Raw genomic sequence first — 23,427 nt, forward strand, 5'->3', positions numbered from 1 at the left:
AGTATGTTTATGAAGATTGATGGTGTTTTCGAGGGAGGCGGTGTACGGGGAATTGCACACGTAGGAGCAATTTGCGCGTTAGCTGAAAAAGGCTATGAGTGGGAACGTGTTGCAGGGACATCAGCTGGTGCTATTATCGCAGCGCTTTTAGCAGCAGGATATTCTTGTTCCGAATTAAAAACAATTGTAACAGACATTGATTATGAAAAATTCACTAAAAAAACTTTTCTTGATAGAATCCCCTTTATCGGTAAAGGATTAAGCGCTTGGTCTACTCTAGGTATTTATTCCAATGTATTTCTCGAAGAATGGCTAGAAGATTTGCTTAGAAAAAAAGGCATTCATCTATTTACAGACTTACCTGATTTGAATAAACTCAAAATTATCGCTTCAGATATAAGCAATGGTAAAATGGTTATTTTTCCCGATGACTTGCCAGACTACGGATTTTTAAATTATCGCTTCCCTATCGCTAAAGCAGTAAGAATGAGTGGAACCATTCCTTTCTTCTTCGAACCAGTGAAATGGAGAACACCAAAATGGAAACAACCTTGTTATATGGTTGACGGCGGTATTTTAAGTAATTATCCAATTTGGATTTTCGATTCACCGACTTCTCCTCGCTGGCCTACCTTTGGATTTCATTTTGTAAAAGATGAGATTCAAGCTGATCCCGCCCACTATGAAGAACCTATTTCCATGTTCAAAGGACTATTTAAAACAATGATGCAAGCTCATGATTTACGTCATTTAGATAAAGAATCAAAGGCTAGAACTATTACAATTCCAACAGGAACCATTACAAGTACTGATTTTCAATTAACTAAAGAAGAGAAAGAATGGCTCTATAACTCTGGTTATAATGCCGCTAATAAGTTTTTACAATCCTGGAACTTCAGGCAATATGTTGATGAATATAGAGACGGAAATCAGGATCGAAAAACAAATCGGTATTTCCGTCAACTTGACTCATAATTATATTATTTTCCCTATCACACTTTAATAGTAAATAAGCCTAATAATATAGTACATTATTAGGCTTATTTACTTCTTATGTACTCTCCCATTATTTAAGGATAAGTTAACCCTTCTGCTTCTTCTGCGGTAATTACTATGTAACGATTTCCAGTTCTTAAACCTAACAATTCTGCTTTTTCAATTGCATCCTGTTTTGTTTCCGCATAAGCAGCTAAATATTTCTCTCCATCAATCATTTGGCAAATCACATATTGTTTCATGGTTTTCTCCTTTTACCCTTTAATTAATTGCGCGATCTTTTTTATTCCAACTTCAATTTCTTCTACAGTTGCATAGGAATAAGAAAGACGTAAAAATTGGTTAGCACTTCTATCATACAAAGTGCCTGGGTTTAATAACACCTTTTCTTGTAAAGCTTTGTCAAATAAACTACGATTCGAAATTGGTAGATTTATATGTAGCCAAATGTAAAAGCTTCCTACTGGCTCATGCCAAGTTGCAATGCCACTACAATAATTTTCTAACATACTTATCATAAAATCTCTACGTTTTTTCAATTCACTTCTTACAAACTGTAAATGTTCATCATACAATCCATTTTCAAACCACTCCGCTGCAATCTGCTGGGATATAGAACTTGAACCATAATCAGTTTGCATTTTTATATCTGCTAATCTTTGAATAACTGATTCTGATCCAACAACCCATCCAATTCTTAAACCAGGACTAATGACTTTGGACATACTTCCAATATGTAGCACAATCCCATTTTTATCATATGCCTTTAAGGGCTTTGAAACTGGTGCATCGAACCATAAATCTTGATATACCGCGTCCTCAATAATAGGTAATCCAATTTCATTACATATCTCCATCACTTCTTCCCTCTTCTTAGCGTTCATACTAAAATTGGTCGGATTATGAAAAGATGGGATTGTATATAAGATAGATGCGTTAAATTGTTTCTTATATTTTGTGATATAGGAAGTATTTATACCATTCTCATTCATTGGTATTCCAATCAAGCGCATTCCTGCTGATTGAAATACATTAAGCGAATATAAATATGATGGTTTTTCTAATAAAATTGACGCTCCTTTCGGAAGAAGCCCCATAGAAATAAGTTGCAGTGCTTGGATTGCTCCCGAAACAATTAAAATAGAGTCAGGAGATACATATACCCCATGCCCTTTTAAATATTCCGCAATTTTTTCTCTTAAATGGAGATTTCCTTTCGGTTCCTCATACCCAAGTGTAACATTTGATTGTAAAATTTTATTAATAATACCCTTCATCTTTTTCTCAGGCAAGAGACTCGGTGAAAGTTCACCTGTTCCTAATCGAATTACATTGGGAGTAAATTCAGCTTGATTAATCTCTTGTACAGCAGGAAGATTCGGATAATGAAGTCCCGTTTCTACATAAGACTGCCAATTTGGAGGCGGGGCATATGTAGAAGTACTCTCACTATTATTTATAACAATTGTTCCCTTCCGGCCATTCCCCTCAATATACCCTTTTGCTACTAATTCATCGAAAGCCATTACAATTGTACTTCGATTCACTTCAAACGTATGCGCCAAATCTCTTTGTGAAGGTAATTTAGTTCCAACTGTCCATTCCCCATTAACAATTCTTTCTTTTATATAAGATTCTATTTGTTTATATAAAGGAATAGACGAAGACATATTAGGTTTCCAAACGAGCCTTTCCATTATCTCACCTCACATACTTTATGGTTGGTAACCTACCCAACCCTATGGATGGATACAAATTTTCATTTCTTCTATACAATATAGATTATCATAATTAATCACATTAAGTAGGAGGTAATATGATGAGTGAAGCAATTATTCACGGTATCATCCTTGCATTTGGTCTTATCATTCCATTAGGTGTCCAAAATGTTTTCGTCTTTAACCAAGGCGCTAGTCAACCAAATATTTGGCGAGCTGCTCCTGTAGTCTTGACTGCATCTATATGTGATACATTATTAATATTAATTGCTGTACAAGGTGTCTCCCTTGTCCTCCTAACTTTCTCTTGGTTAACAACTACTCTGTATATGATTGGATTTTTCTTTCTTATATATATGGGCTGGGTTATTTGGAGAAGCGATCCTTCAAATGATGTAAAATAAGAAAAAAGCATGCCTTTAAAAAATCAAATTATTTTCGCCGCATCGGTTTCATTACTAAATCCACACGCAATTTTAGACACAATTGGTGTAATCGGAACAAACTCTATACAGTACATAGGAAGTGAGAAATGGGCTTTCACTTTTGCAACAATTATAGTTTCTTGGATTTGGTTTATTAGTTTAGCTTTTGCTGGAAAATTTCTAAAAGGATTTGACTCGACAGGAAAAACGATTGTAGTATTAAATAAATTTTCAGGGCTAATCATATGGGGAGTCGCACTTTATATGTTAAAACAAGTTATTTTGCCTAACTAATTAAAGAGAATTGCATGTTATGTAATTAGCATGCAATTCTCTTTCGCATTATGAAGTTGGTTCCGGTTTCTGTTTTAACATCATTTTATCTTTTGCTGGTTTAATCCAAATAATTGCTATGACAGCACCAATAGCAGCGAAGATGCTTGTTAAATAAAACACTTCATGGTCCGACCCTTTCATAAAAAAAGAATACAGGGGTGGTCCAGCTGCTACACCGATAAATCGCATTGAACTATAAAATGACGTAACTGTCCCCCTCTGCTCTTTTTCAATCCCTTGTGTAATAAGAGCATCTAGACACGGTAACGCCATACCAATTCCTCCCCCCATAATAACGAGACAAAGAAGTAGTAAATAGATTCCTTTTAGAAATAAAGGTAAGAATACAGATGCAGCAGCCAGTAAAAATCCAATATAGATACACTTTTTCATAATATCTTGTTTATCTCCAATTTTTTTACCAGCCATATATGAGCTAAGTGATAGTACAAGTAAAGGAATAGCGAGTACACACCCTTTCCATATACCATGAATATCGTACTTCGACTCCAGTATAGTTGACAGATAAAAAAGTATTCCGAATAAAATAAGCATAATAATTGCACCTAGTATAAAAATGGCAATTAACCATCTTCCCTTTTCTCGAAACGTAGAGATAATAGATTGAATAAATTCTTTAAGTGGTGGAACTTCTTCTTCTTGTTTCTTCGCCTTTACTAGTACCAGTAATAAAACAATCGATATTACACATAAAACTGGAATCGCCCAAAATGGTAAGAACCATACAATAGCTGCAAGAGCTGATCCTAATATAGGACTCAATACTTTTCCAAATGTATTTGACGTCTCAATGATTCCTAAACCTGCACTAACCTGTTTTTCATCTTTGTATAAATCACCTACACATGGTATGACAACTGGCATAGCACCAGCAGCACCTATCCCTTGAATTGCTCTTCCGATAAGAATCCAAACGTAAGGGTTATCAACTTTCCATGATACCCAGCCCGTTATCGCTCCTCCAATAGCTGCAATTAATAAACTTGGAACCATTACCATCTTTCGTCCCCATCTATCTGATAAATAACCAGCAATCGGTATAAGTATAATTGCAATGATAGAATAAATTGTAATTATCATGGATACCTGGAAAGATGAAATATGTAATTTCTTTTCAATGGTTGGCAGGATTGGAATAAGCATTGAATTACCTAACGTCATAACAAGTGGAACTGATGCAAGTGCAATTAAACAACAGTTTTCTTTTTTTAACATGTTGATTTCGGAACCTTTCATCATATATTTCTTACCATGTAATAGCCCTGCTGGAAATTATGTTTACATTCCACCAGGGCTATTTCATCTTTACTACTTTCCATTTACAACAAAAGAAATTGGGTAAAATATAGCATTACTCCTATTCTTTGAATCCTGTTCACAATATATCCATACCAATTAATTGAAAATAAAAAAGAAAGGAAGAATCCTTCCTTTCTCCTATAACCTTCTACATTTAGCGAGAATATCCGCCACCAAGCTGTTGTTCTGCCATCGCTACAAGGCGCTTTGTAATTTCACCGCCTACAGAACCGTTTGCACGTGAAGAAGTATCAGCCCCAAGCTGTACACCAAACTCTTGTGCAATTTCATATTTCATTTGATCTAGAGCTGCTTGTGCTCCATGTGATGCTAATTGATTAGCGTTACGATTTCTAGCCATTACCGATCACCTCCTTATATATATTAAATTGTACCAAATCCGAAATTAAATACATGGTAATTTTTGGTTATTTATTCCGTAAAAAAAGAGTCTCTTAAACGAGACTCTTACATCATTTCATCTTATGAGGTTACTACTTCTAATTTTCTATTTGTTAATGCTCTCATTTCTTCTTTTAATATATCTTTCGCATTATGCCCAAACCATTCAAGCGAAGCAAAATGATCAGTATTTCTCACTTCCCGGATGATTTCATCATAATTTACGATACCTTCAAATAATGGAACCATTCCTATACGACTTCCAGCAGCGGCATATACATTATTTGGTTCAAACACGTGTAAATACTCCGCTGATGATATATTCTTAAAATGGTAATGTTGTATCCACGGCTTTAGTCGCTGGAAACTATCTATCGGGTCTGCACCAGACTCCCATATATGAAGAAAATCAAGGTTTATTTTTAAATATGGATGATTTACTTCTTCTAACAATTTCAAAGTAGACGGTAAAGTATCCGTTAACGTATTTGGATGTGTTTCTAATAGTATATACATATTATGCTGAGCAAATAGATCACAAATCATTCGAATTCGCTTCACATACTCTTTTCTCTCTTGTTCCAAGAAATCCTCACTACCTTTTTGCCCGGCAAACGTACGAATTTTATTTGTATTAAACCAATTAGCTAGTGTTACCAGCTGTTCACATTTTTCCATCGTTTTTTGAAAATCCGCTAATAATGATATGTCCAAGTAATCACTTATCATCGTAACTTCTAAATTTTTATCCTTTAAATAATCTATTTCTCGTTCTGTCGTTTCACGCTCTTGCATATATAAATTTTGTGCATGGGTCCCCCACAACTCAATTCCTTCAAAACCGTTTTCGTATGCAAATTGAACAATATCAGTAAATGAAATTAGTTGATGGCGAAATGAAATTGTACATAGCGAATATTTCATTGGTTTGAACTCCCTTATCTTAAATTCAATGAACTTGTATTAGTTAAGACAGACTGATTTGTTATCATTTCTTTCCATGACAGAAACTGTCTCTCTAATTCATCCTTAATTTGCAGTTCAATTGTATTCATTTCATCAAGCTTCTCAACAATTGGTAATAACATATCTTTATTTTTTGTCATTGCCATTTTGATTGCGCGGTACTGTACATTTGTAAATCCTTGTACAATGTCCTCCACTCGATCACACCAATAATCAAATTCTTGCTCCGAATATTGTAAAGTTTCACGGAAGTATGCAAAGGCATGTTCATAGCTATATTTCCGTATTGCCAATACGGGTATTTGCTTTACTGCCGTTACGAGCCCAGAAAGTGAATACCCACCCTCTTCATTTACCATTTTTATTATTAAATTTTTTAATTCCATAGTTAATTCATTATCATCCTTTTTGAATGTTTCCATGAAATAACTTTCTACCATCTCTTGTGTTGGCTCCTGAATTCCTTCTATATCAATGAAATAGCCTCCACCAAATGGGTTATCTTTAACAGAATGGAGCACTTTTTCTCTTTCCATATTCCCTTCCCAGCGAAAATCAGGATCAAGCATGAACCATTCATCTTCTTTCTCTGTCTTCGATATCATTAAGTAATGCGGAAACGGTTTTTGATGAAACTTATTTTCTCTCTCAGGCAATAAAGACATATCAACCATTACAATTACGTAACGATTTTCCGGCTTATTTTCTACTAATTCTAAAAATGTTTCTACATTGCTACTTTTATCTTTTGAATGATCGTACCATTCGTTCACTTTAATACCATACAATTTTTCATACCAGCGTAAGTAGTTATCATGGTTAATGTTTTCGGAATGATAAGAAATAATCCCGCCTTCTGTTATATCAAAATCTCCATCCCATAATCCGAAATAAAATGGACGGAAATCTATATCGCTACGCCTTTTTATAATTTCACAAAAACAACTCACTAAACAGTGAACTTTAATTGAAGTCATACTCTCATCCACTTTCCTAAAAGGTTAGTTATTCACATTTACTTCGTGTAACGGCTGCAACTCTTCCATAAAGTCAAGCAAAGACCCTACAGTAAGAAACGCCTTTGGGTCTATCTCATCCTCTGGAACGCATAGCTTTAAATCCATTTCTATGTATACTATAAGTTGTAACATCATTACCGAATCTATATATAAATCTTGATTTAAACGCATCGTTTCTTCTAAATGCGTTACATTTTTCAGTTCCATTTTTTCTCTCATAATGCTTAAAACTGCTTCTTTTAACATTTCACGACTCATGTTGTTATCTCTCCCATCTCTAATAACTTACGACTTACTTTCCCTGTTTTGTTTTTCGGAATCTCTGCTACACTTTCAATTTCATGCGGTACTTTATAAGACGGTAAATGCTGTATGCACCATTCTCTTATTTGTACTGGTTCAATATGAGAGACTACTTTGGCTTTTACAATTTCCCCCATCACAGGATGCTTACCGCGGTATACAATCGCCTCCTGAATACCTTCTAATCGAAGCATCGTTTCTTCCACTTCTATAGGAAATACCTTTAGACCGGACACATTAATAACATCATCTATTCGCCCCATGAAATGAAGGCCTTGCTCAGATTTATACCCTAAATCTTTTGTATAAATATCATTTCCAGCAATTTTCACTACGATTTCTTCAGGTTCATCTTCATTTGAACCTATGTTAATACTTACATGAGAAAGTGGCTTCCCTAAGTCTAAATGTGTCTTCATATCATGACATATACTAATGCAACCAGCTTCAGAACAGCCGTACTGCTGCATCATGTATTTCGTCATGCCCTTTAACTTATAAAATAGCGTTTCTGGCAAAGGTGATCCTGATGTCATAATTTTATGAAACTGAAGAGTTCCTTGTGGAAAACTCCCCATAATATGTAGCATAAGTGGTACTGCATATATGATATGTTTTTCGGTATTACGAACTATATTTAATGCGAATTTAGGGTTTTTATTTGTAATGATTATAGGCTTACTACCTCTCGTAATTGCTGATAACGTGCCACAAATTAATCCGTATGAATGTGAAACTGGAGCCATTACAATTGGTACTTCGTCTTCTTCACATTTTAAAGCTTCATTATAAGCAGCAATTTCTGTTTCAATTTCCGTCCATGCTCTACGAATTAGTTTTGGCTCTCCTGTTGTGCCTGAACTATATTGTAATAAAGACGGTTCTTCTTGTAATAGATTTGGAACTTCTAATTTTGTAAAGTCGTTACTTTCTCCGTATAAAAGTGCAGTACACTTTGCGCGCTTTGCCATTTCAATAGCTGTATCCTTCGGTGTATCTTCATGAATAAGTAGTACAGATGCTCTTTTTTCTTTTAAGAAAAACACAAGCGTAATAATATCGAATGGATCTTTCAGACAAAGTGCAAATCTATTTCCTTCTGCTTCTTGAAATTGTTCCACTCCCTCGTAACCTTGTAATCTCAATTCAAAATCATTTTTGCTAAATTCTTGTTTATTAACGATTAGCATGATTTCCCCCTGTAACAACTGATTTTTGTATTGTAAGTTGCCTTGCTCTATACAACGGATTTGGAACTTCATGAACAAGCGATTCCACATCCATATATAAGCGTCGCTTCGTTAATTGCTCTGCATGAAATGTAGGTGCATATAATTGTAATGCTTCAAAACGTTCTTTCAAATGTGAAAATCTTTCAAAATGATCTTCTATTTCTTCAACAAGAATGATCCAAAATTGTTCCTCTTGCAATTGATACTCATCTGCCAGCACGAAAGCCAGTTCACCTAGATTGAACAGGAAAAGCGCATCTAAAACCATTTCTTGTAAACATTCAATACGGTCCATTTCAAAGAAATCATTTATTTGACCATTCGTATATGTTTTATGCATTTTAGTAAAGTCAGGACTTTTTTCGATTTCTTTCAAAAACGGACGATAAAACTCCAGTCCTTCATGAAAATCTTTTAGTGCAATACGGACTGGTTGTCCTTCTTCATGAACTAAAATCATGTTTTGTCCATGTGATTCTAATGCGATTCCATGCTCTACAACGAGGTGTACAACTGGGATAATTGCCTTTCGAATAAGCAATCTTAACCAGCTTTCTACTCCATATCTCTTTAACCACAAATCAATAATTGGTATCCCATCTTTTCCCCTGGCATATAAACCGTTAAATGGGATTGCCTCTTCTTTCTTATCTAAATATTTATGAACGCTTTCACGCCAAATACATCCTAATGAGCCATATGTAGCTTTTTTATTCACATCGTACGTAACACTCGAAAATTCATTTAACAAAATTAAGCGCGATTCATCCCTTAAATAAGGATCATGATCTACTATATCTTTTAACCAATTCGATATAGCAGGTGCACTCACAACCGAATGCGGTTTTAATGTACGGATAGTTGAAGTATTGAGTAAATTCATTGATAACTTTACATATGGTTTCGCTCGGTTCGTAACATTTCTTAATGTCCGCATCGACTGCTGCGCGCAATAATCATCTTCTGATTTCCCTAAATAAATAATATATTTATCCTGTATATGGTCAGTATAATTCGGAATAATAAAGTTCTCCCACTGCCAAGGATGAACAGGTATAAACATATACTTCTTCGAATCACAGTCCATTTTTCGAATACGATCCATATACTCTTCGATTTTCTTTTCACCAATTTCTTCTTTAAAGGTACAGTTATAACTCTCTTCACTTTCATATCCTACAGTCGTATATTTCTCATGAACTGCAATCCATATAATTTTCATTGGTTGCATAAATTCAAATCCATATTGAAAATTATCACGATATTGAAACCCGATGCGTGCTTTATAACTAGGATGATACGGGTGTCCATCTATTAAATGACTTTCAAGCTCATCATAAGATTTCGCAAGATAGTCTTTTTCACAACTTCTCTCATATTGTGCAATCGTATCTTTAAAGATTGTTTGTTCTAATTCTTGAATAAAAGAATCCAATTTCGTTCGATCAACTTGAACAATTCGAAAAATCTCCTGTAAAAATTGTGAAACTGATTGTATTTCTTCTTCCTCATCTTGAACTCTCATTATTAATGAGTCATGTAAACAAATACGCCCAAATGTCATACGTTCTTGTCCATAGCATTGGTACGTTACATTTTGATTCTTTTCATCAAGACCTTGTATAATAAAAAGTATTTGCTCTCCCTTTTGTATACGCATCGGCGTAATGATTTCTTCATAAATTAACGATTCTACTAATTGCCGGAATACTCTTCTTCTTACTGAAATGTACTCTTTTGATTGGAGTGCTTTCAATATTTTTGCTTGATAAACTTCTTCTTTCATAAATCCCTCCGCTATAATACGGAATATCGAATTCCATTATTTGTATTACGTGAAATTTTAGCACTACTTATGAACGAACAGCCACTTCTCTAACGAGTGGATTATCTACTTGTACATAAATTGCTTGCTCTAAAGGATTTGTCAGTTCATCAACATCGAAAAATCTCGTTAGCAAATTTGCTTTACATGCCAATTTATTTTCTTCCAACAATTCACTTAAAAATGTAGAAGGTTCACGGTTATATGGAAGGAACGATTCAAGTACAGACCTTAATTCTGAAAGAAGAGTTTCCTCCTTTATTAATCCTGCTGTACCAAAACCGTTAATTAGTCCAAACATATGATTGAAAATTAAATAGTAACGAAATCTTTCATCTACAATGTAATCGTCATATAAATTCCCAGTACGTTCGCCAATACCCGCTAGTTCATTATCTAGCACTGACTTCATTGAATTGCAGAAATAAAAACCTTGATTATCACGGAAGTAAAACTTAACTGGATAACCATCTTTCAATTGAACAACACTATTTTGTTGATGCGCTTCTAATGCAACGCCATAACGTAAATACATCCATACCATCGGCTTTAAAGAGATATTCATATATCGTCTAAACCAATCTAAACTTACTTCTTCACAGCTTCTACCTTCTAAATCTGCTAAGCGGTGGATAATATTCGCTAAACGAGTTCTTTCACCTGGAATTGCATCTTGTACTAATCCAGCGATAAGCGTTGCATCATTTTCATTTTCACTATAAAATGTATTTTCTCGTATAATCACTTCAAATCCAGACTCTTGTGCCCCGTATTTTAAAGTAATAAAGGCCGGATCACATATAAAATCAAATCCCGGAAACTTTTCTAACACCTCTCCAATTTTAGTATTCAATATTTCCTTCCCTTCAAGTCCACTCTCAAGTTCCTTCAATTTATTAATACGCATTGAATTCGTGACCTTTACAGGGAATGAAAATTTAAGCATGTACTTGGAATGAGGATGATATAACGTCCTAAGTGATGATGTCGCCATATAACACTTACCTACTGGACCAATATATTCAAGTACACCTTGATTCATCCAATTTTGCACATAAGATTGATGTAATAGCCATTCTGCTTGTAGTGGATGGATTGGAATTAGTGAATATTCATCTTCTTGACAGTACTTTTCAATAAATTCTTGACCTACCTTTTCATCGTTCTTTAATTCCTTTTTTATCATCGCCGTTGTGGAATCTTGTAACAATGATTTTTCACTTACTATACTTTTATGTGCCCGAAAATAGTGAAGTTGGCACTCCCCTTTTAATTCAGGAGAATACATTGAACTTTTCCAATCCAATATGCCTTGTCTACTCTTTGGTGTAGGATGAGTTAAATGTCCAAATAATAAAGATTGCTCCGCCTCTATAAAAGTTGTATGGAAACCATATAATTCAGATGTATCTTGCTCCCTTCCTTGTATAAACTTCTCAATATTTTGACAACTACGAATAACTCGAAGCATAAGTTCATCAGGATTCGTGCCATCTCCATAGTTAATAGACATTTCCTTTATTAAAAACATAATAACCGTAATATAATCTGCTTTAATAACATTTTTATTTTCGCCAATTTGGTAATAAAATTGTTCTCCAAATAGATGACGGTCCGTTGACGATTTATATATCACTTCCCCATACAAAGTAACGTTTTGTGCCGATAACCGACAGCATAAATAAGTGGGGATAGCGTCTCTTTGAAATGAATGGCAGAAAATATTTTCTACCCTTTTATCCTCCGTAATCCATTCTCCACTTCCTGTTTCTCTTAAATAACAATTTAAAAAGCTTTGTATTGTTGCATGTTCCGCGATTTGTTTCGCATGCTGCATACTGCTCCTCCTCTTTTAGACGAACACTATCATTTTTTTGTAAAACTTATGACAGTTTAATTTTATTATCAACTATGATTCTAATTGATAATGATAATCATTTCAAGATATATTTCAGAATTTTTTTATCTAGCTAAACTTTTCACCTTTTCAAAACATTTAATCCGTCAACAAAAAATACACCAATATAATAATTGATGTATTTTTTCATTCTTGCAGATTAAGTTTACATAATAATATTATCGCGTTCTAAATTGTTAGTGATTTGTATAAACAATCCATATCTCGCCAAGCATATGCTATTTCTTCTACATTTAGTCTTTCTAAAATTTTCGTGTCAATTTTTTCCGGATTATATTTTTCATAAAACTTTTTAGAAGGATTATTAGCAACCACCCAAACTAACAGAGATTGCATATTATCTTTTTTACATTCCGATAGCAATGCTTGAAATAATCTTTGTCCTATCTTCATTCCTTGATATTTTTGTAAAATGTATATTGCATATAATTCCCCATCACAATTATATGTACCTGTTCTTTCAACTCCCCCATCGATAAATCCGATAATCTCCCCAGTTAACGTCTCTGCTACAAATCTATATTGCAGATTGTCTTCTTTTTGAAAAATGTTTTCCCATTGCTTTTTTCTTTGTTCAAATGTTACATTTTCTAAAATTTCGTTAGCGAATATCCCAGTATACGTCGTTTTCCAGCTTTCCACATGCACTTTCGCTATTGCCGCAATATCAGCTTTCATTGCCTTTCTAATATGTATCTCCACCATACTCATCCCCCTTAGAAAATAATTATAGCAAAATGTTTTGTATGCATTAAAAAAAGAGTGAATTTTCATCACTCTTTTTATCTACTTTCAACTTCTACTGAAACAACATGATCGATTTCTTTTAAAGAACTATATAATTCAGTTGTATATAAATCTTCTGGAGCTAAAATGACCATTTCCAATTGCTGAGATGCCCCATTATCAATATCTTTAATTTTCACTCGTTTCACTTGCATATTTAAATTTTTAATTTGCTTAAAAATCCCGTCTAACTCTCGATGTTTGTTTACGGTAATTTTTATCGACAAGTCCTTTTGTCTCAATGAATACGGTCCTGCAATTTTCACAATTTGAGGAAGTACATTAATCGCTAATATAATTAAAATCATGGCAACCGTCGCTTGTATATAAAACCCTGCACCAATCGCAATACCTAGTGCTGAAGCGGCCCATACCATAGAAGCTGTCGTTAATCCTGAAATAACGTCATTATTTCTTCGTAAAATTACCCCTGCTCCAAGAAAACCAATCCCACTAACAATTTGAGCAGCGAGACGCATTGGATCCATGTTTGTATGACCCGGTACAGAATAAACATTCACTGATTCAATTGAAACCATTGTAATTAAACAACTCGCTACGGAAATAACCATACTTGTTTTCACACCAAGCGGTTTATTCTTTAGCTGCCTATCTATTCCGATGAATAATCCTAAAAAGAGTGCTAAACCTAATTTGAATAAAAATTCATATGACATAATTCATTCTCCTTACTTTACAATGTTTCCCTTCGAATATTTCACTATAACTCTTTTATGATATCAATTCCAGTCTTTTCTATTCATTTAAAGTAAAAAACCGAAAAAACATTTTTGACAATGTTTCCCCGGCTTTTTATTATAATTAAAATCTTTCTTTATTTTTGTTCTTTAATTTTAATTTGTGCATCTTTATAAAATGCTAATTTATTATCATTATACTCTTTTGTATAATTATTAAATTGTTCTTTCGCCTTTTGCGCTTCCACATTTAACTCATTAACAGTTTTAACTTTTTCACCAATTTCTTTTAACTTCGTTTCTTTTACTTTTAATTTTTCATACAGTTCTTTTTCAGTCGCTAACGCCTTCGTGTAATTCTCATTCATCTTTTGGAAGGCATCATAACGATTTTTATACGATTCTTCTACTGTTTTTGCTTGTTTTTGTAATTTCTTATCTTCGAGTTTTTCAATATTACTTTGAACAGATTTCGTTTCTTTCTGCGCTTTTTCTAACTGTTCCTTCTCGTTTTTCAATACTTTTTCACGCTCGTCTACATTTGCAGTAGCTTGCTCTATTTTCTTTGAAACTGCTTCATTATGCTCTTTACCTTCTTGTAAAATTTGAGAATAAAGTTCTTGTCCTTGCTTTTCTAACTTCTCTAATTTTTTTGTGTCATCTGCTAAAGATTTTTCTTGTGTAGATGCTGCTTCAAAAGCCGTAAATAAATTTTCTTCTGGCTTTTCACCAAAACAACCTGATAGTAATCCTACTGCTAATGCTCCAACTACTGCTACTTTTCCATATTTCAACTTCAATTCCTCCATTACATACGGTTATCATGCCAGAAGTTCACTGGGAAGTGATTCTCTTCATGATATGCTTCAAACTCATAACCCTTTTCTTTTAGACCCTTTAATATTGCTGGCACAGCTGCAACTGATTGCGGATGAATGTCATGCATTAAAATGACTTCTTGAGGATTTGTTGCACCAGCTAATACATTTTGAGCGATTTGTGCTGCCGCTGCATCGACTGGTACTTTATTGTATTTCCAGTCTAAAGAATCAATTGTCCAGTCCCATACTTTAAGACCACCCTCTACTACTTTGTTTCGAAGGCCTTCATTTAAACCAGGCATCGATCCGTATGGTGGACGTGTTAATTGAGGTGATTTTCCAATAATATTTGCGATTAAGCTTTGATCTTCTTTCATTTCATTAACATATTCGCCATTTTTATATAACTTCGCAAAATTGTGTGTCATACTATGCATTCCAACATAATGACCCTCTGCATTTTCACGTTTTACTAAATCAGGAAACGCTTTTACATTCGCTCCGATTAAAAAGAATGTCGCCTTCGCATCGTGCTGTTTTAGCATATTTAATAATTCAGCCGTATATTTTCCTGGCCCATCATCAAATGTAAGATAAGCAACTTTTCTTTCCATTCCGTTAAAACGACTTGGTGCCGTTTTATTCATTTCAACTTTCGATTGTTCACTTGCAAGCTGCACTATATTTTCTTGCTTCGCAACAGCTTTTGCTGGTGAAGTAATAGATTGAAACATGAAATACCCAATAGCTACTATTGCAATCGCTATTAAAACAACTGCAACTCGTTTAATTTTAAAAGCCTTTTCCATTCTATCGAATTCCTCTCCCTATTAATCTCATATATAAATCACCCAATATAATTATACATCTATTTATTCTTATTACACTATATAAACTTTATATAAATTATAGTGGGAGTTTTATCAAAATTGTTGTTCCTACGCTTTCTCTACTTGTAATACTAAGCGTACCACCATGAAAATCCACCATTTTTTTTACAATAGCTAATCCAATGCCTGCGCCTTCACTATGGTTATTAATCTGATAAAATGACTGCTCTATAAATGGTAGATGCTCTTTAGCAATTCCAATACCTTGATCTGTCACCTTAATCACGGCTTGTCCTTCACTTTTGGTCGATTCAATGTAAACTGTACTTTTTTCATTTGAATATTTAATAGCATTATGAATAATATTTAGGAAAACTTGTTTTAGTCTATTTCGATCTCCTACTAGTTCTACTCGTTCTAAATTAGCAACTAGATGAATCTGTTTCTCTTCTGATTTAGGAGTTAATTGCCAAATCGTCTCTTCTAGTATATCGTACAATTGCACCTTTTGTTTATATAAATTAAAATGATTTGACTGCAATCTTGAAAAATCTAGTAACTCTTCTACTAAATGAATCAATCGGTCTGTTTCACCTGAAATAATTCCCATACCTTGCTTTACTTCTTCATCTGTTAAATGATCTACTGTTTTTAACGTCTCACTCCACCCTTTAATTCCTGTTAAAGGTGTTCGTATTTCATGAGAAATAGAAGCAATAAATTCATTTTTCATTTGCTCAGCCTTTTCTATTTTATCGGCCATATAATTTAAACTATGCGCTAACTCACCTAATTCACCAGGATAATCCTCTTTAATTTGCTCCTTTAATGTACCTTCCGCAATTTGCGAAGAAGCATGAATAATAGATTCGATAGGTTTCACAAACGAATTCGCCAATCGTCTACTGATTAAGAATACGATACCTGAAATGATAATTCCAACTGAAATAGTAAACATAATAATTTCAATAATCTTTGCATTTACATGTGTTAAAACAGTCGTATATTTTAAAACACCGATAGTTTGCCCTTGATGTACGAGTGGACTTAATACTTCTAATTGTTTCACGTTATCTTTCGTAGTAATAACTTGGTGATACATTTCCCCCTCTAGTAAAGAATAAGGAATACTCACTTTACCTTCAACCTTTTGCCCACTTGACGATTGTATAATTGTACCGTGCCGATCAATCAATTGTAATTCCGTTCCTTCTAATTGGAAACTCTCAATTATTTCTCCGCTATATTCTTGCAAACGAATAAAATATAGTGAATTGTATTCAGAGAAAAAACGTGTACTTGTCTTTGCATGCGATTCAACATATTGCACAATGCCGTTATAATAATATCGATAAATAGAAACTGAAAATGCTACTTCAAATAATACAAGCATTAGTGTAATGACCGTCATAAAATATAAAGTCACTTTCCGTCTCATCTTATATTTTCCTTCCACACATATCCTTTTCCCCACACAGTATGGATAAACTCTGGTTCTGACGGATTACATTCTACCTTTTGACGTAACCGTCTCATATTTACATCGACTACTTTCGTCTCGCCTACGTAATTGGTTCCCCAGATCATATTTAAAATTTCATCACGCGAAACCGGCTTCGAAGCCTGATTCATTAAATACTGTAATATCATGTACTCTGTAGGGGTTAAATCAACTAATTGTCCACCTTTATATAATCTTTCTTCTATGATATTTAACGAAAACGGACCAGACGTGATTGTATTCGTTTTTTCTTCATGTACTTCTATTCTTCTTAATAAAGATTGTATTCGTGCAGTTAATTCTACTGGACTAAACGGCTTTGCGATATAATCATCTGCACCAATTCCTAGCCCTTGTACTTTATCTTCATCTTGTACACGTGCGGTTAACATAATAATACCCATTTTTTCATTTTCTTCCCGGATAGCTTTACAAACTTGAAAACCATCGATCCCCGGTAACATAACATCAAGTAACGCTACATCAACAGTATGTTCACTTAAAATCTGAAACGCTTCTTCTCCAGTGCTAGCTTCTAATACATAAAATCCAGCACGTTTCAAATTTAAGACAATAAAGCTACGGATTGGTATTTCATCTTCTAAAACTAAAATTGTTGACATAATTCCCTCCTCCCTACTCTTGTTGATAATCCGCTAGCGGTTTTATATATGCTTTCATTTTTTCAAATTTTGATTGCTTCGGTACTGCATATACATGAGAAGCCGTTTTAACTGCTGCCTCGTATCCTTTTATTTTGAACCATTCTTTCCGCTTAAAAATATGGACTTCAAGCCATATTTCATTTGTAGTTGCATCTATAAATTTTTGAACATCCGGTGCTTCTTGCTGAACTGGGACAGTTATTTTTCCAATTAGTGCTGGAGGAATTTTAACAAAATAACCTTTCTCTATATTGACATATCTTTCTTCTATCGGTTTAATTCCCTCTTCACTCCACTGTATATAACGCTCAAACATCGTGCTCTCTCCGTACGATACCTCTTCCCAACCTTTTGGACGCACAGTACGAACAAATTCAATAATGCCGTCTTCATTAACGTCTTTACTTTCCACAACATAATCATTGAATAAATCTTCTTTCCCGTCTATAGGTAGCCCCTCATAATGATCCTTATCAAATTTTGCTACATATGTTATACCTGAATGAGCCCCAACTCCTGCATCAATTACAACTGCCTTTGACTTGTTAGAAATACGTCCCATTTGTATTCGTTGAATACTATTTATATATGGATCAAATGTAACTTCAGACATAGTCTTAAACTGTTCAATGAACTCAACTTTCAATTGCTCATCTTTTTTATAAGTAACAAGGCTTATATCATTAAGGCCATTTTCATTTAAATCATCTATAAATAACTTCGTATATTGCCGATTATAAATCTCCTTCATATCATCATTTTCTTCCGAAAAAACATACATTACATGTTCTAAAGATTCACGACTTACAGAGATTCCAATTAATAACTCTCGCTTCCCGTTCCCTGTAAAATCACCGACTTTAACAATATCTATATTCCCACCCTCAAATGTATGAGTGGACTTTAGTTTCCAGCCATTGCTGCTTTCCGCATAAATAGCTAAATATATACTCCGATCTTCATTCGGTACTTTATAAAATACGATCGCTTCTTTCTTATTATCTTGTTTAAAATCCATTGACCAAATCATCTGTTTATCTTTATTAGACATTGGAGTAAGCAACCGATAATTAACAGGCAAATCTTTATCTATTTGTTCTTTTAATTCATTAATCCACTTTTCATTTGCAGGAGCTCCCATTAAACTTGTTGGAGCTTCAGACATTTTACATCCAGTCAATATAAAAATGATTCCCAAAATACTTATCCATTTCTGCATATGATATCTTTCCTTACTACAAATTTTAAGTATTTTTTATACTATTTGCTTCTCCAATATTCTCATACATATGAGTATAGTTTTTCTAATATAAAAAATCGTTACAGAAAAGTTACAAATATATTTCCATAAAAAAAGATTGGCAAAGGCCAATCTTTTTTTACTATTCGTTTCGAGCTGGTTTTGGTGTTATACCCAAATGATCATTTAATTTTTTTGAAATATCTTTTACATTTTTTTCGTTTGGAATGTAATAATAAATACCACCAATACGTTTATCAGTACCTTCAATTTGCATTTTTTCCATTTGCAGGTCAGATCCAGCCATATTTTTCGTAATAGCAAGCATATCATCAAACGTTAAGTTTGTTTTCATGTTGTTATCCACTGCATCAAGTAAAGAGCCCATTTTGCTAATTGATTGAACAGACATAGCTTTTTTCGCAATTGCTTCAATTACAAGTTGTTGTCTTTGACCACGCATTGCGTCACTGTCAATTTTACGCGTTCTCGCAAGTGCAAGGGCTTGTTCACCATTTAAATGTTGGTAACCTTTTTCTAAATGGATCATACCTGCTTGGTCTTTACTATCTTGTTCTGTGAAAGTAACCGGTACATCAATATCAATACCACCAATTGAATCTACAATTTGTACAAATGACTCAAAGTTAAACTTCACATAATAATCAACTGGAACATTTAAAAATCTTTCCACTGTATCTCTTGTACTTTCAACACCACCAAATACGTGTGCGTGTGTAATTTTGTCTAATTTCTTTCTAGATGGAATATAAACGCGTGAATCTCGCGGAATACTAACTAATTTAACGGATTTATCATCTTTATTAATTGTCGCTAATAAAAGTGCATCTGTTCGAACCGCTTCGCCATATTGGCTTTTTCTCATTTCACTTCCATCTACACCCATAATTAATATTGAAATGTTATCCTTTAACGGTTCAACTTCTTTATCACGCTTTGATGACTTATCAATTTTTGCATACGCATCACTTACAACAGCTTTTGCTTTGTTATATATAAACGATCCATATCCTACTCCTCCAAAAATAAGTAGGAAAAATGGAATTAAAATGAACCATTTTATTGACTTTCTTTTAGAACGTTTTTTACTGCTTCTCGTATCTTGTTCTAATTCAGAGCTCATGTTCATTCTCCTCTCTTTCTCTTTTCCTAGTATAATGTATGTCTAGTAATCTTCATATTGAATTTCCTTTCAATCACCTTACAATTTTGTAAGGTTACTTCATGAATCCAACATGTATTCCATTTCACATTATACTCTCGTGCTTATTTTTAGCAAGTCACTATTTATCAACTTAAAAAAATCAATACTTCAGAACATTAAAATTTACAGATTTATCATTCTGTTATTTGCAGGTAGTAAGATTTTCACCTCACAATTTAGCAAGAATAAAGAGTCAAGTTTGTGCCGTGAAATTTTGATTGGTGATGACTAATAATCAGTGAGAGATAAATCCCCCCACTGATTGAAGTTTCATTTTATTATTTCTCATTCGGTGTGTATATTATTTGCTTCCCATTATTATTAATTAAAGCTGACTTTGCTTTTATTTTCGTTTTTTCTATTTCCACATCATCATTAGAGAAATTCACAATAATTTTAATGTTTTTTCCATATGAAGCAGATTGTACCAGCTTATCTTCTGACAGATATAAAAAGTTCGTCATTTCTTCTTTTACTGCCTTTTCATGAACTTCATTCCAAACTTTCAGATGCTCTGTAATTTCTTTTTTATGCTTATTCCACTCTACTTCATCTAAATGGTACAAAGGAGGAACATTATACAATAACTCATACAACATACGATTTCCTACCTCATCTTTTACTTTCAAACTTCCCCATTCCCAGTGATGCGTTGTAATAACGGAATCATTGTATACTAATTTATATAACGGTACCGAATATACCGGATTTAAATATACTTGTTTATATTCTTCTTTCAACGGTACTTGTTTTGCATATTTTTCAGGAACATTTTGATTTGGCGACCAATACCCACCGACATAATACGGGCTTGTTTTGTTTTTCCTCATATCTTCATCGTCCCACTTAATAACTGGTGTTTCAATGCCATGAGCAAATGCAATTGTACTACTTGCAAAATCATTTCCACCTTCAGAACCTACTACCATCCCTTTTTCTTGCGCGATATAATCCATTCGTTTTAATCGTGCTTTTAAATCTTGTTCTTGTGTCGTTACATGTTTTGTTGAATAATCGTCATAAATTTCACCCGTCGCATCACAATCAATAAACCATGAATTATATTTAGGACCATTTTGTAATATATCGTTCATTCGTTCTTTTACACTAGGCAGTGATAATGTCGGATTTAATTTTCGCCCTCTCCCTAAAAATCCTTGCACCTTTTCTCCATTTTTCTTCGTTACAGTACCCTCTTCATATAACGATGGATCATTAAAGGACGCTGTGTTCCAATTTTTATCACCTTTTTCGTGAATGGAATGATAAGAATCATACGGACCAACTAAATATCCCATTTTCTTAGCTTCTGTAACAAAATTAGGTTGCATATATCCTTGTTCCCAGTTTGGTAGACCAATCCATGCTTTGTCTATCCCTGCTTCTTTCATTTCCTTTGTTATATCCGTTCCATCTGCGGTTCCCCATTTACTTACATCTTCAACTGCATCACCGAGTACTGACTTTAATAAATGCTTATTTAAGCTATACAGTTCCGCCTTCGATAAGTGATCTACACCTTTTTTTAATAGCGCACTCGCTTCCTGATCAACTTTCGGGAAAATATCCTCTTTATACAATTCCTTCATTGATAATACTTCGTTTATATAACGCAAAATAACATTTTTTTGATATTTATCAATGAAATCTTGTTTACTTACTTGCTCAAATACATTCAATTCCCCAGGCTCTGAACTATTTTTTTGAATAAGCTCTTTTATATGGCTAAACACCCGGCTATTTATTTGCTCTCTTAACTTCGGCCAATTTATGTTACTTGCTGATAAACCATTTTGATTCCAAAAATAAAAATGAGCGGCACCGTAAAGTTTTTCAATCTCTTTATTTTTTCTAGCCTTTTCTTGTAATGTTTTAAATTCACCTTTTTCAACAATGTTGTCTTTGTATAGCTTAGCAATACTTACTGCATCATTATTTGTCACATATAACTGAAATCCATATGTTTTATTTTTATTTATACTCGGGAATTCATGTGTAAAATCAAACCCTATTTTCGGGTCCGAATGAAATTTCAATTCATTATTAAACACATTGTTCGCAATATATACAATCGAATATTTCGACCCATTTAATGCGAAAAACTTCATGGCAAATGATTCAGCAAATGAATATACATCATCCTTTAAAAACTTCTTCCAATTCTCATCATTACTTGGAATTTGCTTACCTTCCCATAACGGAAGTGTATAATTTTCAGCTTGTACTTTCGGCCATGTAAAACTTTCTGCACCAGTCGATTCCACTTCAATATTTAAGTGATCTTTTTTCTTTTCTAAGTTTACTTTTACTTTTTGATCTGGATATTCCCACGATGTGCGATCCTTGTCTTTTTTTAAATTCGATACCTTCATTTTCGGTAACGGTTGCGATGCCTGTTCCTTTACACCACCATGTTCTACAGTTAACGTAAAAGTCTCTGGATTTACATCGTAAGTAAAATCTTTATACGTCGCTTTCTTTATTTTAGACTCTTGTAAAGCATTATTACCTTTTACATCACACCCGACTAAAGTCGAAAATGACATAGTAGTAAGAAGACATATTGCTATCATTTTTTTCATCTTCTGCACCTCCACCACTGAATATACAGGAGCTTTGTTACAGGAATGTGGCAAAAAATAATAAAGAATGTCCCAAAAGCCGAACTTTGAAATGGAGTCATGTTCTTATTGGGTAAATTTGCAACGATACATGAAATTATAACAATCACAATTCTACTTATATTGACGCAAATTGAAATATATCGACTTAACTACAAAATATGACAATCATATCCTACCTATTAACAAGAGAGGGCCGTCCAAAAAAACTTTTGGGACGGCCCTCTTCAAAGTATAAAAATAAGTTCATTTTTACTAATTACGAGTTCAAACAAATCAAAATTTCAACAATATCCCCTTAACTGAAAAAGTAACTGTATATAATATATCCTAAAACTAACACTAAAATTAATATCCCTGTACCTTTCCAATTCATCCCCCCTGTCATATCAACAGGGCTACCTGATTCTGCTCTATTGAGTCCATCATTCAAAGAACCGGTAGGGTTATTTTTCAATTCACCTTGTCTCATACGTTCTCTTTTTTCTTCTGGTGACTCTTTTGAACTCATATAATCACCTCTAAAATTAATATTCATTTTATATTCTCTTTTTAAAACATTATTTCTCCTGAAAAATTC

The 23,427-nt window shown here is 33.7% G+C and carries 21 protein-coding genes and 1 pseudogene; 2 read left to right on the forward strand and 20 right to left on the reverse strand.

Annotated features, from left to right (window positions below; genetic code table 11):
* Positions 1-9: 9 nt before the first annotated feature.
* A complete protein-coding gene (locus ACE38F_RS18285) occupies positions 10-975 on the forward strand; it encodes a patatin-like phospholipase family protein (protein ID WP_375370668.1) in 966 nt (321 codons plus the stop codon).
* A 95-nt stretch (positions 976-1,070) separates the two neighbouring features.
* Here ACE38F_RS18285 and ACE38F_RS18290 read toward each other — a convergent pair whose 3' ends face one another.
* Positions 1,071-1,238, reverse strand: a complete 168-nt coding sequence (locus ACE38F_RS18290; RefSeq protein ID WP_375370667.1) for a DUF3933 family protein — start codon at positions 1,236-1,238, stop codon at positions 1,071-1,073.
* Between the two features lie 12 nt (positions 1,239-1,250).
* On the reverse strand, positions 1,251-2,693 hold the full coding sequence (locus ACE38F_RS18295) for an aminotransferase-like domain-containing protein (RefSeq protein WP_375370666.1): 1,443 nt from the start codon (positions 2,691-2,693) through the stop codon (positions 1,251-1,253).
* A gap of 122 nt (positions 2,694-2,815) precedes the next feature.
* On the opposite strand from ACE38F_RS18295, the pseudogene ACE38F_RS18300 reads away from it, so the two are divergent.
* Positions 2,816-3,433 (forward strand): annotated as a pseudogene (locus ACE38F_RS18300) (LysE/ArgO family amino acid transporter).
* Between the two features lie 48 nt (positions 3,434-3,481).
* Here ACE38F_RS18300 and ACE38F_RS18305 read toward each other — a convergent pair.
* The 18 genes from ACE38F_RS18305 to ACE38F_RS18390 all read right to left on the reverse strand — a co-directional run bounded on the left by ACE38F_RS18305 (position 3,482) and on the right by ACE38F_RS18390 (position 23,358).
* On the reverse strand, positions 3,482-4,732 hold the full coding sequence (locus ACE38F_RS18305; RefSeq protein WP_375370748.1) for an MFS transporter: 1,251 nt from the start codon (positions 4,730-4,732) through the stop codon (positions 3,482-3,484).
* 217 nt (positions 4,733-4,949) lie between these two features.
* A complete protein-coding gene (locus ACE38F_RS18310) occupies positions 4,950-5,156 on the reverse strand; it encodes an alpha/beta-type small acid-soluble spore protein (protein WP_215556068.1) in 207 nt (68 codons plus the stop codon).
* A gap of 122 nt (positions 5,157-5,278) precedes the next feature.
* Complete coding sequence (locus ACE38F_RS18315) at positions 5,279-6,121, reverse strand: sugar phosphate isomerase/epimerase family protein (protein ID WP_375370665.1); 843 nt, start codon at positions 6,119-6,121, stop codon at positions 5,279-5,281.
* A 14-nt stretch (positions 6,122-6,135) separates the two neighbouring features.
* Positions 6,136-7,140, reverse strand: coding sequence for a DUF6005 family protein (locus tag ACE38F_RS18320; RefSeq protein WP_341307029.1), 1,005 nt, complete (start codon positions 7,138-7,140; stop codon positions 6,136-6,138).
* Between the two features lie 24 nt (positions 7,141-7,164).
* The gene (gene asbD / locus ACE38F_RS18325) at positions 7,165-7,440 is read right to left on the reverse strand and encodes a petrobactin biosynthesis protein AsbD (RefSeq protein ID WP_002158241.1); all 276 of its coding nucleotides are present in this window, start codon (positions 7,438-7,440) and stop codon (positions 7,165-7,167) included.
* The gene (locus tag ACE38F_RS18330) at positions 7,437-8,675 is read right to left on the reverse strand and encodes an AMP-binding protein (RefSeq protein ID WP_215556065.1); all 1,239 of its coding nucleotides are present in this window, start codon (positions 8,673-8,675) and stop codon (positions 7,437-7,439) included. Before ACE38F_RS18330 ends, asbD begins: the two co-directional genes overlap by 4 nt.
* Positions 8,662-10,503, reverse strand: coding sequence for an IucA/IucC family protein (locus tag ACE38F_RS18335; RefSeq protein ID WP_375370664.1), 1,842 nt, complete (start codon positions 10,501-10,503; stop codon positions 8,662-8,664). Before ACE38F_RS18335 ends, ACE38F_RS18330 begins: the two co-directional genes overlap by 14 nt.
* A 67-nt stretch (positions 10,504-10,570) precedes the next feature.
* Complete coding sequence (locus ACE38F_RS18340) at positions 10,571-12,379, reverse strand: IucA/IucC family protein (RefSeq protein ID WP_375370663.1); 1,809 nt, start codon at positions 12,377-12,379, stop codon at positions 10,571-10,573.
* A gap of 249 nt (positions 12,380-12,628) precedes the next feature.
* Positions 12,629-13,165 carry a GNAT family N-acetyltransferase gene (locus tag ACE38F_RS18345; RefSeq protein WP_375370662.1) on the reverse strand — a complete coding sequence of 179 codons (537 nt, stop codon included), beginning with the start codon at positions 13,163-13,165 and terminating at the stop codon, positions 12,629-12,631.
* A gap of 77 nt (positions 13,166-13,242) precedes the next feature.
* Positions 13,243-13,923: an MgtC/SapB family protein gene (locus ACE38F_RS18350; RefSeq protein ID WP_002012374.1), complete on the reverse strand. Its 681-nt coding sequence runs from the start codon at positions 13,921-13,923 to the stop codon at positions 13,243-13,245.
* A 158-nt stretch (positions 13,924-14,081) separates the two neighbouring features.
* Positions 14,082-14,738 carry a YkyA family protein gene (locus tag ACE38F_RS18355; RefSeq protein WP_375370661.1) on the reverse strand — a complete coding sequence of 219 codons (657 nt, stop codon included), beginning with the start codon at positions 14,736-14,738 and terminating at the stop codon, positions 14,082-14,084.
* 14 nt (positions 14,739-14,752) lie between these two features.
* Positions 14,753-15,574 (reverse strand): peptidoglycan-N-acetylglucosamine deacetylase, encoded by an 822-nt coding sequence (locus tag ACE38F_RS18360; RefSeq protein WP_215556060.1) that lies wholly within the window; start codon positions 15,572-15,574, stop codon positions 14,753-14,755.
* 97 nt (positions 15,575-15,671) lie between these two features.
* A complete protein-coding gene (locus ACE38F_RS18365) occupies positions 15,672-17,033 on the reverse strand; it encodes a sensor histidine kinase (protein ID WP_375370660.1) in 1,362 nt (453 codons plus the stop codon).
* Positions 17,030-17,719, reverse strand: coding sequence for a response regulator transcription factor (locus tag ACE38F_RS18370; RefSeq protein WP_375370659.1), 690 nt, complete (start codon positions 17,717-17,719; stop codon positions 17,030-17,032). The genes ACE38F_RS18365 and ACE38F_RS18370 overlap by 4 nt, the downstream gene beginning before the upstream one ends.
* A gap of 13 nt (positions 17,720-17,732) precedes the next feature.
* The gene (locus ACE38F_RS18375) at positions 17,733-18,980 is read right to left on the reverse strand and encodes a hypothetical protein (RefSeq protein WP_375370658.1); all 1,248 of its coding nucleotides are present in this window, start codon (positions 18,978-18,980) and stop codon (positions 17,733-17,735) included.
* Positions 18,981-19,143: 163 nt separating this feature from the next.
* Complete coding sequence (locus ACE38F_RS18380; protein WP_341307038.1) at positions 19,144-20,145, reverse strand: LCP family protein; 1,002 nt, start codon at positions 20,143-20,145, stop codon at positions 19,144-19,146.
* Positions 20,146-20,504: 359 nt separating this feature from the next.
* Positions 20,505-22,808, reverse strand: a complete 2,304-nt coding sequence (locus ACE38F_RS18385; RefSeq protein WP_375370657.1) for a glycoside hydrolase — start codon at positions 22,806-22,808, stop codon at positions 20,505-20,507.
* Between the two features lie 337 nt (positions 22,809-23,145).
* On the reverse strand, positions 23,146-23,358 hold the full coding sequence (locus ACE38F_RS18390) for a DUF6366 family protein (protein WP_215556054.1): 213 nt from the start codon (positions 23,356-23,358) through the stop codon (positions 23,146-23,148).
* Between the last annotated feature and the right edge of the window lie 69 nt (positions 23,359-23,427).

Source organism: Bacillus altaicus, from assembly GCF_042136375.2.
Classification (GTDB): domain Bacteria; phylum Bacillota; class Bacilli; order Bacillales; family Bacillaceae_G; genus Bacillus_A; species Bacillus_A cereus_U.

Coding starts and splice junctions, on each gene's coding strand:
- ACE38F_RS18315 (WP_375370665.1), bottom strand. CDS start 6,121: ATGAAATATTCGCTATGTACAATTTCATTTCGCCATCAACTAATTTCA.
- ACE38F_RS18370 (WP_375370659.1), bottom strand. CDS start 17,719: ATGTCAACAATTTTAGTTTTAGAAGATGAAATACCAATCCGTAGCTTT.
- ACE38F_RS18385 (WP_375370657.1), bottom strand. CDS start 22,808: ATGAAAAAAATGATAGCAATATGTCTTCTTACTACTATGTCATTTTCG.
- ACE38F_RS18340 (WP_375370663.1), bottom strand. CDS start 12,379: ATGCAGCATGCGAAACAAATCGCGGAACATGCAACAATACAAAGCTTT.
- ACE38F_RS18320 (WP_341307029.1), bottom strand. CDS start 7,140: ATGACTTCAATTAAAGTTCACTGTTTAGTGAGTTGTTTTTGTGAAATT.
- ACE38F_RS18390 (WP_215556054.1), bottom strand. CDS start 23,358: ATGAGTTCAAAAGAGTCACCAGAAGAAAAAAGAGAACGTATGAGACAA.
- ACE38F_RS18330 (WP_215556065.1), bottom strand. CDS start 8,675: ATGCTAATCGTTAATAAACAAGAATTTAGCAAAAATGATTTTGAATTG.
- ACE38F_RS18305 (WP_375370748.1), bottom strand. CDS start 4,732: ATGAAAGGTTCCGAAATCAACATGTTAAAAAAAGAAAACTGTTGTTTA.
- ACE38F_RS18335 (WP_375370664.1), bottom strand. CDS start 10,503: ATGAAAGAAGAAGTTTATCAAGCAAAAATATTGAAAGCACTCCAATCA.
- ACE38F_RS18310 (WP_215556068.1), bottom strand. CDS start 5,156: ATGGCTAGAAATCGTAACGCTAATCAATTAGCATCACATGGAGCACAA.
- ACE38F_RS18290 (WP_375370667.1), bottom strand. CDS start 1,238: ATGAAACAATATGTGATTTGCCAAATGATTGATGGAGAGAAATATTTA.
- ACE38F_RS18375 (WP_375370658.1), bottom strand. CDS start 18,980: ATGCAGAAATGGATAAGTATTTTGGGAATCATTTTTATATTGACTGGA.
- ACE38F_RS18380 (WP_341307038.1), bottom strand. CDS start 20,145: ATGAGCTCTGAATTAGAACAAGATACGAGAAGCAGTAAAAAACGTTCT.
- ACE38F_RS18285 (WP_375370668.1), top strand. CDS start 10: ATGAAGATTGATGGTGTTTTCGAGGGAGGCGGTGTACGGGGAATTGCA.
- ACE38F_RS18345 (WP_375370662.1), bottom strand. CDS start 13,165: ATGGTGGAGATACATATTAGAAAGGCAATGAAAGCTGATATTGCGGCA.
- ACE38F_RS18365 (WP_375370660.1), bottom strand. CDS start 17,033: ATGAGACGGAAAGTGACTTTATATTTTATGACGGTCATTACACTAATG.
- ACE38F_RS18295 (WP_375370666.1), bottom strand. CDS start 2,693: ATGGAAAGGCTCGTTTGGAAACCTAATATGTCTTCGTCTATTCCTTTA.
- asbD (WP_002158241.1), bottom strand. CDS start 7,440: ATGAGTCGTGAAATGTTAAAAGAAGCAGTTTTAAGCATTATGAGAGAA.
- ACE38F_RS18350 (WP_002012374.1), bottom strand. CDS start 13,923: ATGTCATATGAATTTTTATTCAAATTAGGTTTAGCACTCTTTTTAGGA.
- ACE38F_RS18360 (WP_215556060.1), bottom strand. CDS start 15,574: ATGGAAAAGGCTTTTAAAATTAAACGAGTTGCAGTTGTTTTAATAGCG.